The organism is Streptomyces sp. NPDC006997, from assembly GCF_040635175.1.
Taxonomy (GTDB): Bacteria; Actinomycetota; Actinomycetes; order Streptomycetales; family Streptomycetaceae; genus Streptomyces.
This window is the reverse complement of the sequence record NZ_JBEYHH010000002.1, coordinates 20,377-33,391: the sequence shown is the minus strand read 5'-3', so window position 1 is coordinate 33,391 and position 13,015 is coordinate 20,377. Positions and strand designations below refer to the sequence as shown.

Annotated in this window: 13 protein-coding genes; all 13 read left to right on the top strand. The window is 71.4% G+C overall.

The window, feature by feature from the left end; translation table 11 throughout:
- The first annotated feature begins 18 nt into the window (after nt 1-18).
- The 13 genes from ABZ659_RS01690 (at nt 19) to ABZ659_RS01630 (ending at nt 12,881) form a co-directional block, all read left to right on the top strand.
- Nucleotides 19-1,491 (top strand): SCO6880 family protein, encoded by a 1,473-nt coding sequence (locus tag ABZ659_RS01690; protein ID WP_360212344.1) that lies wholly within the window; start codon nt 19-21, stop codon nt 1,489-1,491.
- A gap of 91 nt (nt 1,492-1,582) precedes the next feature.
- Entirely contained in the window at nt 1,583-2,044 is a 462-nt protein-coding gene (locus ABZ659_RS01685) for a DUF6238 family protein (RefSeq protein WP_054100368.1), read from the top strand.
- Between the two features lie 28 nt (nt 2,045-2,072).
- Nucleotides 2,073-3,587, top strand: a complete 1,515-nt coding sequence (locus tag ABZ659_RS01680; protein ID WP_360212342.1) for an ATP-binding protein — start codon at nt 2,073-2,075, stop codon at nt 3,585-3,587.
- A gap of 603 nt (nt 3,588-4,190) precedes the next feature.
- Nucleotides 4,191-4,808: a hypothetical protein gene (locus ABZ659_RS01675; RefSeq protein ID WP_360212340.1), complete on the top strand. Its 618-nt coding sequence runs from the start codon at nt 4,191-4,193 to the stop codon at nt 4,806-4,808.
- A 184-nt stretch (nt 4,809-4,992) separates the two neighbouring features.
- Complete coding sequence (locus tag ABZ659_RS01670; protein WP_332056875.1) at nt 4,993-5,559, top strand: hypothetical protein; 567 nt, start codon at nt 4,993-4,995, stop codon at nt 5,557-5,559.
- 10 nt (nt 5,560-5,569) lie between these two features.
- The gene (locus tag ABZ659_RS01665; RefSeq protein WP_360212338.1) at nt 5,570-6,646 is read left to right on the top strand and encodes a hypothetical protein; all 1,077 of its coding nucleotides are present in this window, start codon (nt 5,570-5,572) and stop codon (nt 6,644-6,646) included.
- 139 nt (nt 6,647-6,785) lie between these two features.
- A complete protein-coding gene (locus ABZ659_RS01660) occupies nt 6,786-7,286 on the top strand; it encodes a hypothetical protein (protein ID WP_360212807.1) in 501 nt (166 codons plus the stop codon).
- Nucleotides 7,287-7,902: 616 nt separating this feature from the next.
- Nucleotides 7,903-9,147: an IS110 family transposase gene (locus ABZ659_RS01655; RefSeq protein WP_360212336.1), complete on the top strand. Its 1,245-nt coding sequence runs from the start codon at nt 7,903-7,905 to the stop codon at nt 9,145-9,147.
- A 12-nt stretch (nt 9,148-9,159) separates the two neighbouring features.
- Nucleotides 9,160-9,840 carry a glycosyltransferase gene (locus ABZ659_RS01650; RefSeq protein WP_360212805.1) on the top strand — a complete coding sequence of 227 codons (681 nt, stop codon included), beginning with the start codon at nt 9,160-9,162 and terminating at the stop codon, nt 9,838-9,840.
- Nucleotides 9,833-10,939 (top strand): hypothetical protein, encoded by a 1,107-nt coding sequence (locus ABZ659_RS01645; protein WP_360212334.1) that lies wholly within the window; start codon nt 9,833-9,835, stop codon nt 10,937-10,939. The genes ABZ659_RS01650 and ABZ659_RS01645 overlap by 8 nt, the downstream gene beginning before the upstream one ends.
- 37 nt (nt 10,940-10,976) lie before the next feature.
- Complete coding sequence (locus ABZ659_RS01640; RefSeq protein WP_360212332.1) at nt 10,977-11,435, top strand: hypothetical protein; 459 nt, start codon at nt 10,977-10,979, stop codon at nt 11,433-11,435.
- Nucleotides 11,432-12,622 (top strand): hypothetical protein, encoded by a 1,191-nt coding sequence (locus ABZ659_RS01635; RefSeq protein WP_360212330.1) that lies wholly within the window; start codon nt 11,432-11,434, stop codon nt 12,620-12,622. Before ABZ659_RS01640 ends, ABZ659_RS01635 begins: the two co-directional genes overlap by 4 nt.
- Nucleotides 12,623-12,659: 37 nt before the next feature.
- Nucleotides 12,660-12,881 carry a hypothetical protein gene (locus ABZ659_RS01630; protein ID WP_054100348.1) on the top strand — a complete coding sequence of 74 codons (222 nt, stop codon included), beginning with the start codon at nt 12,660-12,662 and terminating at the stop codon, nt 12,879-12,881.
- Nucleotides 12,882-13,015 lie beyond the last annotated feature (134 nt).

Sequence of the window (13,015 nt, the reverse complement as noted above, 5' to 3'; positions counted from 1 at the left end):
CCTCCAGGACCCGCCCCCATGACTGACCTCTCTGTTGCTCCGGTCACGGTGAAGTTCCCCCACCGGAGCCGCCGCGGCATCCTCCTCGGCCTCTCCCTGCCCCAACTCGTTCTCGTCTCCTGTTCACTGGCCCTGCTGCTAATGACGGTGATCTCCACCGGGCTACTCGGCGCCGTTGCCCTGGCACCGCTGTGGGCGGCATCCGGCGCACTCGTCGCCATCCGCCGCCACGGCCGCTCCCTCATCGACTGGGCACCGATCGTCACCCGGTACACGCACCGCCGCCGCACCGGCCAGACCCTCTGGCTCGCCCGGCCCGTCACCCGACCAAGGCAGGACGGCGTCCTCCACCTTCCCGGCACCGCCGCCTCCCTGAAGGTGGTCACCCCCGGCGACTCCGCCAACCAGGCTGCGGCCGTCCACGACCCGCACCAGCAAACCCTGACCGCCATCGCCCGCGTCACCAGCCGCGCCTTCGCCCTCCTCGACCCCGCCACCCAGAACCACAACGTCACCAGCTGGGGACGCGCCCTCGCCGGCATCGCCCGCACTGGGCACGTCGCCACCGTCCAGGTACTGGAGCGCACCGTGCCCGACAGCGGTGACACGCTCACCCGCCACTGGACCCAGAACGGGCAACCCCAAGCTCCCGTCGCTGGGCAGGTCTACTCCGAACTGGTCGCCTCGGCCGGCCCGGCCGCCGCTCCGCACGAGACCTACCTCGCCATCTCCCTCGACCTCAAAGCCGCCCGGCGCCTGATCAATCAGGCCGGCGGAGGGCTGCCCGGTGCGTTCACCGTCATGCAGCAGACCACCGCCTCCATCGCCCAGGCCGCCCGCAACGCCGGCCTGATGGTCACCGGCTGGCTGAGCGCGCGGGAGATCGCCGCCGTCATCCGCACCGCCTACGACCCCAAGGCGCTCGCCGCGCTCCAGCAATGGTCCGAGACCGGCCGTGCCGAGGCCGACCCCGCAGCCGCCGGGCCCGTCGTGCAGTTCGAGGAGTACGACCGCCTCGCCACCGACAGCGCGCGGCACGCGACGTACTGGGTGGAGAACTGGCCGAGGACCGAGATGGGGGCAGGGTTCCTGCACGGGATCATGTTCACGGCCGGTGTGCGCCGCAGCCTCTCCCTTATCTACGTGCCGCAGGGGCTCGAGTCGGCACTGCGGGACGTCCAGCGCAAGAAGGCCGCGATCATCGCCGACGCCAACGAGCGCGCCCGCCGCGGGCAGGTCGACTCCGAAGAGGATTCCGTCGAGTACGCCGACGTCAAGACCCGCGAACGCCAGCTCATCGCCGGGCACGCGGACGTGGCACTGACCGGCCTGGTCACCGTCACCGCCGAGACCGACGCGCTCCTGGACGCCGCCTGCGCACAGATCGAGACCCACGCCGTCACCTCCGGCGTCGATCTCCGCAGGCTCAACTACCAGCAGTCGGACGCCTTCGCCCTCTCCGCGCTCCCGCTCGCCCGCACCGCCCTGTGAACCAGAGCGTGCCCTGGCCCACTGCCCTCCGGATCACCCGCGACGGGACTCCCGTCGCCGCCCTGCCGACCGGCAGGAAGGACCACCACCTTTGACCTCTCCCCCGCGCCCCGACGACGCGCACCCCTACCTCCGCGCCGCGAGCGCCGGCATCCGCCACCACGCACGAGCCCTGGCGCCGTCGGACGCAGACCCGCCCAGGCCCGTGGACCGTCCGCACATCGACGTACTGCACGCCCACCTCACCGCTCTGCTCCAGCTTCTGGACCTGCTCGCCGACCACACCCGGCCCCCTCACCCGGCCGCCGGACGCCACCTGGCCACCGCCCACACCAGGCTCTGGCAAGCCACCACCGAAGTCCACGCCGCCTTCCATCTGCTGCCCGGCACGACCGAGGCCACCACCGCGACGAGCGCCTGTCATCCGGAACGGCTCCCCGAGGGCCCGCCCGTGCTGACGATCTGCCAACGCCACCTCGCCGCCGGACACGTCGTCCGCCGCAAGACCACCCCCACCGACCTCCGCCCGCACACCACCGCCTGCGCGCGATGAGCACCACCCGCAGAATCGAGGGCCCCCGATGAGCCACCGGCCCGCCCGTCGCGCCCGCCGCGCGTCCGCCAGCCCGCTGTTCACCCCCCACGGCACCGACCGCGCCAGCCGCAAGGCCGCCCGCCGCCAGCTCGCCGAGGCCGCCGCCAAAGCCCGTGCCGAAGCCAGCGCCCACCAGAGCGAAAGCACCCGCCCCGAGCAGCAGATGCCCGTCCCGCTCTACCCACCGAGCGGACGCCCCGGTCCCGCCTCCGCCCGCGGGAACCGGCTGAAACTTCCGGCCCACCGCATGACCACCGCCGTCGCGGCCGGCGCCTATCCCTTCCTCGCCGAAGGCGGACTCGGCGCCGAGGGCATCTACATCGGCCGCGACGTCCACGCCGAGGCGTCATTCGTCTTCGACCCGTTCGCGCTGTACGGCAAGGTCGAGGGGTTCACCAACCCGAACCTGCTGCTCGCCGGCGTGATCGGCCAGGGCAAGAGCGCGCTGGCCAAGTCTTTCGCGCTGCGGTCGGTCGCCTTCGGGTACCGCGTCTACGTCCCGTGCGACCCGAAGGGCGAGTGGACTCCGGTGGCCGAAGCCCTCGGCGGCCGGTCCGTCGCCCTCGGGCCCGGACTGCCCGGACGCCTGAACCCCCTGGACGCAGCCCCGCGCCCGGACAGCGTGGCCGAGGCCGACTGGGTCGGCGAGATCCGCAAGCGGCGCCTGCTCCTGCTCGGCTCCCTGGCCCGGACCGTACTGGGCCGGGACCTGATGCCCATGGAGCACACCGCCCTGGACGTCGCCCTCGACGCCGTCGTCACCCGCGCCGCCGACACACACCGCACCCCGCTTCTCGGCGACATCGCCGCCACCCTCAACAACCCGACCGACCTCGATGAGGCCGCCGGGATGATGTCGGGCCAACTCGGCGACGCAGCCCGCGACCTGGCCCACGCCATGCGGCGCCTGGTCCACGGCGACCTGGCCGGCATGTTCGACGCCCCCTCCACCGTGAGCTTCGACCCCAACGCGCCGATGCTCACCATCGACCTGTCCCGCCTCGGCGGATCAGGAGACGACACCGCCCTCGTCCTCGCGATGACCTGCGCGAGCGCCTGGATGGAATCCGCCCTCTCCGACCCCGGCGGCGGCCGACGCTGGATCGTGTACGACGAGGCATGGCGCCTGATGCGGCACGTCGGCCTGCTCCAGCGCATGCAAGCCCAATGGAAACTCTCCCGCGGCCTCGGCATCGCCAACCTCATGGTGATCCACCGGCTGTCCGACCTGCTCACCGCCGGCGACGCCGGATCACAGGGCCGCGCCCTGGCCGAGGGCCTCCTGGCGGACTGCTCCACCCGGATCATCTACCGCCAGGAGACCGACCAGCTTCACGCCGCAGCCTCCCTGCTCGGCCTGACCTCCGTCGAGATGGACGCCATCGCCCACCTCAACCGAGGGCGCGGACTGTGGAAAGTCGCAGGTCGGAGCTTCATCGTGCAGCACCTCCTGCACAGCCACGAACTGGCGCTCTTCGACACCGACGCCCGTATGCACTGAGGAGCAAAAGGCCCGTGAAGCCCGATTTCCAACGCGCCCTGATACCGCGCGACGACGCGCTCCACCTTATCGGCGCCCTCAACGCCATGAAGGACAAACTGCACGACGCCGCCCAGCGGTGGGAGCTGCTCGACGAGAACGGGCACGTTCCGGTCGCGCCGTCCTACACCGCGCTGCTCCAGCACGCCACCGATGCGCAGGACCTCTCACGCGAGGTCCTCCGCCTGGCCGACGCCTTCGCCCGGAGCCCTCACCACACCACCCGGACCGGCCGGACCGTCCTGAAGCGACTCGCCACGGCCGCGACCATCTCCAGCCACGCAGCCCCGCACTTCACTGAGACCGCAGAGGCCGCCCTGACCCTGCACCAACCCCACCGACCGGCACTACCTCACGAATCGCATGGTCATCGACCACGCCTCAGCGCGAGCCTTTCTGCGGCGTGCCTCGGAATCCCTCCGCGACGCAGCCAAGGAACTCGACGACCACCTCGGCGTCCAGCGCTTCCTTGCGCCTCTGACCCGCCGGGAGGGACCGCCGGAACCACCGCCGTCCCGGCCTGGCGGTCTCCACCGCTGACCGCACCAGAGCCGTGAGCTGCTCGTGCAACAGATCGCCACCCCGGTGCAGTCCGCCCGCAACGACCCGCAGCCCGCACCAGCCCCGAAGGACTCCTGCATCATCCCCCGCGACCCAGACTTCGAGCTCTACGACAACGTCGGCCGCGACGCCGACCAGATCCAAGCCGCCCGGTACAACCTCGCCACCCGCGGCGACTTGAAGCGGTGGGCACAACGCGACGCACAGCCCTTCCGCGCCGCGTACCCCCTACCCGACCAGCCCTGGCCAGCGCCCGACCTCACCCCGTACCTGGACGCCCTCGCCGCAGCCCGGACCCCGGCGGAGATCGACGCGGTCACCGACCACGTCCTGGACGCCGCCGAACCCGCACTGCGCGCCCTGAGCGACTACCTCGTCGCCGCCGCCCGGTGGAAGCAGGAAAACCGCGACGCGGCCAAGGGATCACCTTCGCACCTGCTGATGACAGCGGCCAGCCGGGCGCTGTCCGCCCTCGCTCTCGCCGACGAAGCCGGTCTGAACAGGCTGCGCGCCGCCTATGACCCGGCCCCCGCCCCCACAGCGTCGGCCGACGCCTCGCGTGGAGCTACCGCGAGCCTGCCGCCCGCTCCCCCCTCCGCCGGCCCCGCGCCTCGCCGTTAGCTCTTCTCCATCGGCCGTGCCCGTGCGCGCCCTGACCCACTGCACTCCGGATCACCCCGACGCCACAGCCGTCCCCGCTCTGCCCGCCGGCAGGAAGGAGCACACCCTTTGACCTCTCCCCCACGCCCCGACGACCCGCACGCCTACCTCCGGGCCGCAAGCGGCGGCAGCCGCAGGAGGAGCCATGGCCGCTGACGAAACGACCACTCCAGAACCCGGCCAGGTACCGCTCGCACCGCTGCCCGACCACCGCAACGTGCACACGCCGTGGTGGCAGGAGCTGTGGCGTCGCCACGCACACGTCATCACGCCGCTTCGGGCACGCGGGCTGCAGTGCGACATCGAATTCGGCCTCAGCACCTACAACGTGCGCGTCTCGCTCCCCGACGACAGCTACCTGGTCATCAGTCCGCCGCACGACCCGCCCTCCGAGCGACCGCCCGGAGAGCCGGAGGGCTGGATCGCCACTCGCGAGCACCCCGACGACCAGACGCTGTTCGAGGTCATCTACGACTCGGCGCCCTCCAACGATCCCGGTGCTCCCCAGCGGCCCGAAGCCCGCCACGGCGGCAGCGCCCAACCTCTGATCGAGGCGATCGACCACCGCCTCGCCCAACTGGGGCTGCTACCGCACCCCGTCTTGCCCCACGAAAACTCACACGTTCCCCCAGCCCAGCCGTCACCCCTCCCGCCACGGGTCCTCCCGCCGGCATCGCCGAAAGCCGCCCCACCGGCCAGACGCACGCCCTGACTTCTTCCCCTTGCGAACCCTTGGAGCCTCCATCCGCACCGCCCGCCGTACTCTGCCGCTGATCATCGGCGCCGCCTGCCTCACCCTGGCCCTCACTGGCTGCTCCGACGAAGACGGCCCAGCCCAGGCCCGGCAGACGCCCAGCGCCAGCACCGCCCCGAAGCCTGCGCCCGCTCTCAGCGCTGCTCAGGCCCGCGACGTCATCACCCGCTATTCCAAGATCAACAACGAGGCCAATGCGGACCGCGACCGGCGCCTCCTCGACACCGTCGAGGACGGACCCCTGTACGCGATGTCCGTCTCGGACTACACCGAGACCGAAGGACTCCCCGCCAAGGACCGCGAGCCGTACGAGCGCTGGTCCTACGACCTCGCCAGCGCCAAGCTGTACATCCCCCGCCTGGCCGACGGACAGGACCGCTGGTTCGCTGCCGCCCTCTGCAGCGAGAAGGGCAAGGCCCCCTCTCGCCTGGCCGTGTTCGCCGAACAGCCCCACCACAAGCGCTGGGAGATGGTGTCCGTCGTCGATCTCGACAGCCAGAAGCTGCCCGACGTCGCCCTGGACCGCGAGGGATACGCGACCGCCGTCGCCGCCAACGACAACAAGCAGCTGGCCGCCGACGCCGACCTGCTGCGTACTGCCGTGCTGGACAACTTCACCACCGGAGGCGCGAACACCGGAAGCAAGGTGTTCGCGCCGACCAAGGCCAGCAAGCGGCAAGTCAAGGTCCACAGCGATGCCGCAACACGCTTCGGCGACAAGGGAACCAGCGTCTTCGACGAAGCCGACAACCGCTTCACGGACGCCTACGCCCTCAAGACGGAAGACGGCGGCGCGCTGGTCCTCTTCTCCCACGCGCACACCCAGACCGACGCCGTCGCGCACTCCGGCCTGCAGATCAACCCCGGCAAGGAAGACCGGGCCTGGCTCCACGACGTGCCCCGCATGTCCATCCAGTACACGTTCGTGTGCAACGACGCCGCCACTGTCCCCGCGAAGGCCGAGCCCTCCCGCCTGATCGGCTACACCTGCGCCCGCACCGACGCCTCCGGCCCCCCGGTCCCCTCCTGGTCACACCGCGCGTAGCCGCACCCGCCCGCCACTTCGACGGCCGCCGCACATCCCCCCCTTGCTCGCTCCGGAGAACTCCCTGTCCACACACTCCTTCATCGCCCGCCCCACCGCCGGCACGGGGTACAGCGGCATCCACGTCCAGTTCGACGGCGTGCCCAGCCACCACCTCCCGCTCCTCCTGGCCGCCTACCAGTACAAGTTCGAACGCGACATCGAGGCCATGGCCCAGCACCTCATCGACGACATCGCCGTCGGCTGGGACGAACTCGGCACCGATCTCCTCGACGGCGCCCCGCCCACGCTCGTGGCCGCGCTGACCGGCGGCGAACACTGGCCCAGCCGGACCCTCGATCACCTGATCACTCCGGACGGCTCACCCCCGGTGCGCATGACGGTCACCGCCACCACCGCCGGCGAACTGGGCATGCAGTGGGGCTACATCCTGCATCCGCAGGGCATCGAAGTGATCAGCATGGCTCACACAGGCGCGGGTCCTCTCGTGGCCTGGGACACCGACCCCAGCACCCCCTTCAGCGACCACCCGGCGCACTGGCCCGCCATCACCACACGCCGGACGCCCAACACCTCGCGCACCGCGCGCCCCGCTGCCGGTGCAGCGCCGACCGGGCCCCTCACGGCTGCCCGCCGCTGACCCTCACCGCCTCTCATTGCCGGAGACTTCCCTGCCCGCTCCCCTGATTACGGTCGTCATCGCCACCCGCCTGCGCGACGACCGCCTCGACTACCTGACCGCCATGCACGCCAGCCTAATCCCCTTGTAACAACGGGTCCGTGAAGCTCCGGCTCTTCGGATCTGTTCGAGTACCGGGACGTTGACACCTTGTTTCAGCCCGGCAGGCCATGCCTTCCTGCAGAGCGGTGCGACGGCCTGGTGCTTGCGGTGGTGGCGGTCGGGCGGGTGTCGAGGCGACACCTGTCACCACAGTGTGGATGTTGATGTTCGTCGGTTTTGGGTGTACGCCTCAAGGTCGCCTGGCCCCGATGCCTATAGGTAGATCAGCGCCGCCCAGGACCGTCGAGCGTCAACACTCACACCTTGATCACTCGTTGGTGTTGGCGGTGCGAGTCCGCTGCACGGTGACCTCTTGTGAAACCCGAGCTGTCTGAGCTCCCGGATAGACCGAGGCCCGTGGGGCGAGCTGGTGCCACGAACAGCTACTGAGGTGGCGGGCCGGCCCTTGCGCTGAGCCCTGGGATTAGGTCGCTGCGTGGTCCCGCATGAGCTCGTGACCTGCAGAAACTGCACCATGGGGAGGAACATCTTGATCTACTGCGGCATCGACTGGGCCGAGCGGACACATGACGTCGCCCTGGTCGACGACAGCGGTCAGTTACTGGCCAAGCGGCACATTACCGACGACGCCACGGGCTACAAGATCCTGCTGGACTTGCTGGTCGAGTACGGCGACAGTGAGGAGAACCCGATCCCGGTCGCGATCGAGACCTCGCGGGGCCTGCTCGTGGCCGTGCTGAGGGCCGGCAAGCGGCAAGTGTTCGCGATCAACCCGATGGCCGCCGCCCGCTACCGCGACCGGCACTCGGTCTCGCGCAAGAAGTCCGACCCCGGCGACGCCCTGGTCCTCGCGAACATCCTGCGCACCGACATGCACGCCCACCGGCCGCTGCCTGATGACAGCGACCTCGGCCGGGCCGTTGCCGTCCTCGCCCGTGCTCAGCAAGACTCACTCTGGAACCGCCAGCAGCTGTCCAACCAGCTCCGCTCGCTGCTGCGGGAGTATTACGCGGCCGCCCTGGCGGCCTTCGAGCCCTGGCGCAACGGTCTGTGCCGACCGGAAGCCCGGGAGCTTCTGAAGGCGGCCCCGACGCCGACCCGGGCCGCGCGGCTGACCCGCCCGCAGCTGGAGGCCGCGCTCAAGCGGGCCGGCCGCAAGCGGGGCATCACGGCCGAGGCCGAGCGGCTCCGTGGCGTCTTCCGCGCCGACTATGCTCATCAGCCGCCCCTGGTCGAGGACGCGCTGGGCAAGCAAATGCTCGCGCTCTTGGTCCAGCTGGAGGCCGCCTGCACGGCTGCCGACGACCTCGCTGAGGCGGTCGAAGAAGCTTTCCCTCAGCACCCGGACGCTGAGATCATCCTCAGCTTCCCCGGTCTCGGCGTCCAGCTCGGCGCCCGGTTGCTCGCCGAGATCGGAGACGACAAGGCCCGCTTCGCGGACGCCCGCGGTCTGAAGGCATACGCAGGCGCATCACCTATCACCAGGGCCTCCGGCAAGAAGTCGAGCATCACCCGGCGGTGGGTGAAGAATGACCGGCTCAACCACGCCGGCTACCTCTGGGCCTTCGCCGCGATCACCGCCTCGCCCGGCGCCAAGGCGCACTACCGGCGCCGCCGCTATGACCGCGGGGACTGGCACGCTGCCGCCCAGCGCAACCTCTTCAACCGCATGCTCGGCCAGCTCTACTACTGCCTCCAGCACCACACGCTGTTCGAGGAACACACGGCCTTTCCGACCGCTCTCGCCGCAGCTGCTTGACACGTTGAGCGCCTGAGGTGTCTCACCCGGCAGTCCGTACCGTGGGAGGCCGTGATCGCGCTCGACGGCGCCTCGCCGGACCGCCTGCCGGCCCCGCTCGCGCAGGATCCCCGGGTCCGCACGCTGGCCCTGCCCCGGCCGGTCGGCGCCGCCTGCGCCCGCAACCTCGCTCTCACCCACGTCCGTACCCGCTACGTCAACTGGGCGGATGACGATGACGAGTTCACGGACGACGCGATGTCCGTGCGGCTAGACATCCTGGAGTCGACCGGCGTCGGCTGGTGCGCCGGCTGGAGCCAGGACCAGCATCCCGACGGCTCGACCACCCTCTGGCGCTGCCCCACGCCGCCCGGCCGGCACCAGGCCGGGGAGGTGTGGACGTACTGGAAATCGCCTGCGGACACCATCCCCATCGGGCCGACCACGATCCTCGCCCGCACCGACCTCGTGCGCGCCGCCCCCATGGGCGGCCTCGTCCAGGGCGAGGACTACTGCGCGGCCCTCGGCGTGACCTCGCTGGCACCCGGGATCCTGCTGCCGGTCCCTGTGTACCGGTACCGCAAGCACCCCGGGCAGATGACGGCCCAGGTCGGATATGACCAGCTGGAGGCGGCGGCCCGGGAGCACGCCTGGGCGTACGGGCGCAGCCTGCGCGCCGTCCTGCACGGTGGCGAGGACCTGGTCCGTGGCTGAGGCTCAGATCATCCTGTCGCACAGCCGGGAGTCGGGGATCGTCGCCATTGCCTCGGGCGAGCAGTATCCGTGGGCGCACACCGCCCTCGCGGAGAGTGGCTTCCAGCGGGACGACGACGGCGTGTGGCACCTGCCCGCGGGCGGCACCCAGACCACCGTGGTCGATCTGGTCACGTGCGCGAAGCGGCACCGCGCCAGCGTGCACACGAGCAGCCGGCGGTACATCGGCGACGCCGCCCGTGACCTCGCGCGCCTGCTGCCCGGCCAGTGGCACGCCTCGGTCGAGATCTATGCGCACCCGGCTTGGCAGGAGGACCTGGTCCCGTGGATCTGGGACAGCGGCGACCTCGGCCGCGCCGTCCAGAGCGAGCGGATCCCTTACGCCGCGGTCCTCACCGACGCGGCGCAGGGCACCACACTGTTGTTCGTCGAGCGGCCCGGCCATCATCTCGGTTACCTGGTGGGCGCCTTCTCGCCGGAAGGGCTCGAAGGAGGCTATGGCGATCCCCACGCTCCGCCCAGCATCGTCCTGCCGCCGTTTCCCGGGCGGGCTGCCCAGGCCCTCACCGACCGGTACCTTCCCGCCTACGAGCAGGCCGTCCATGCCCGCCAGACGGCGGCCATCGCCTGCGTGCTCGCAGACATCCGCTCCGAGCACGACGCCTGGCAGGCCATGAACGCCTCCGGCAGCTACAGCGACGCCACCCCGCTGAGCGCCGCCGCCCTCGGCGCCTCGACGGAGCTGTTCCTCGACCACGCCTGGCGCCGTTTCCTGACCGTCGTCGACCACGCCCCGACGCTGCTCGACCGGTGCCGGCCCGCGAACAGCCCGTGGCCCGACGACGCCTCAGCCCTCTCCCGTCTGGCCGACGCCGTGAGCGATGCCGAAGCCCTGCTCGACGAGATCGTCCACGGTGATGCCGTACCGGAGCAGGAGCGCCGAGCACGCGCGTGGCCGGCGATCGAGACGTGGCTCACCGACGGCGACGCGTTCTTGCGCCAGGCCCGCCTGAGCGCACCCCACCGCCGCCCGGCCCTCCCCGTCACAGCCCCAGCCCGCCCCCTCCCCGAGGCCCGGCCGGCGTACCGCAGCCACTGACCGTTCCACCCCGACAAGTCTGGAGATTCCCGCCCCTTTGCAACCCGGCACCCACTTCTCCTTCGGCGACCACAAGGAACACGGCTTCGTCGCCTCCTTCACTTCCTCGATTCCCCAGCACCTCGCCCACTGGTTCCTGGAGCGCGAGCAGTTCGAGCCCGTTCCCGGTGAACCCGGGCTGTACCGCCTCAGCGAGCCCGAGCGCGACGGAGTCCGCCGCACCCGCCAGGCCGTCCACGACCTGCGCCGCCACGGTTACACCGTGCAGGCCGACATCCGCCTCAATCCGGCCCTCTCCGCCGGTCCGCCGCGCCCTGTCCGGCCCCACGGGCTCCAGGAGCGCCGCAGCAGGCTCGCCCAGGCCGCCGCCGGCCGAACGACGCAGCGCTCCACCCCGCCCACCACCTCCCCGCCGTCGGCCCGGCCGATCCCGCCGAAGCCCACCTACGCTCCCACCGTCCACCTGACGGCCGCAGCCGGCGGGCGGTCCCGATGACACCCGCGAACAGCCCGGCCCCCGACAGTCCTTTGCCGACGGCGTCCGCACTGGCCAGCAAGGCACGCGACTTCCGGCTGCGGATGGCCGTCATCGACTGCGAGACCGATGCCGCCCTCGACATGACACGCGACCGCCACGGCCGCACCGTCCACGCAGACGCCGCCGCAGCCGCACGAGCCCACCGTGACAAGGCGGCGGTGGAGGCGTACGTCACCCACCTCGCCCCGCACGCCGAGGCTCTCCTCGATGCCGCCCGACTCGCGCTCGACGAGTTGCCGCCCGCCCGGCACCTGACCGGGTGGCGGGCCGTCCTGGACGGCCTGGCATCGTCCGCCGCCGAGATCCGCCGGGCCCTCGGCCGGCCGGCCGCGCCCGGCTCTCCAGCCGAACGTGCTCAGCACGCGGCTCTGTGGCCGCACCTCACTGCCTGGGCGGACCACAGCCCGATCGCCAGCAACCTCGCCGACCAGCGCGACGGCCGGCACCACCAGGCTCCGCTGACCGACGAGGAACAGCAGCTGTGGACCGACAGGGCCCGGGCCGCACAGAAACGTGGTGCGCTGGAGCTGACCGAGTCGTGGTATGCCGCCGACGGACAGCCGATCACCCTCGCTTACCTGGTCGAGGACGACGACTCCACCGTGGTCGCGCTGCGCGGCGACCCGGGCGTACCGGGCTGGCAGGTGATCGGGCACTTCGCCCACGAGTACGAGGCGGGCAAGGCCCTGCCCGCTCCGGTTCCGCCCGGCGTGCTGCGCTCGGACATCTCCCGGTTCAACCGTCCGGCTCCGGCCCCGGAGCTGTCCCTGCAGGACCTCATCCGCGACGTCGTCGAAGGCCACAGTGCCGGTGACGCCTCGAGCGCTCTCCTGGGAACTGTCCAGCGCGGCTACGCCGCCGGCCCGATGGTCCGCCTGCAAGAACTTCTGGAGACGACCAGCCAGTTCGCCAGCGCCCTGGAGACCGTGCAGGGCCGCCAGATCGCCGCCCGCCTCTCCGCGCTGGGCCGGCAGATCGAGTTCCTCACCCGCGAAGTCGAAGAGGCAGCCGAGGACCTCGGTGCGACCGTCACCGTCCTGCCTCCGCACCGCACCCCCGTGCTGCGCGCCCGCCCTCGCCCGGCCGTGGACACCACACCGCCGGCGCCGCCGCCCCGCGCCAGCACGACCGCCCGCCACCGTTAGGAGATCCGCATTGCCCGAAGCAGCAGCAGAGCCGTTCATGCCGATCCGGCACACCATCACCGGCGAGATCACCACCACCGGCTACAACGCCGCCGCCCGGCGGATCCTGCTCCAGGACGGCTTCGAAGAAACGCCCGGCTGCGCCTGCCGAGCGACGGAACCCGGTACGGAGCAGGCGCACGGGGCTGCCCGGCAACCAGCCAGCTGCTCGTCGCCGGCCGTCCCGTGCCCCTGGACCGAGCCCTCGGCCGGCCGGTGAGCGCCGACGGTACGCCCCGGTTGGCCCGCTCGCCGATGTCGGCACAGCCCGTGATCCCCTCCGAGAGCGGCCGGCCTCTTTAGCGCATCGCCCACCCCGCCCCCACCCACACCTGTTGAAGGGTTCTCGTTTTG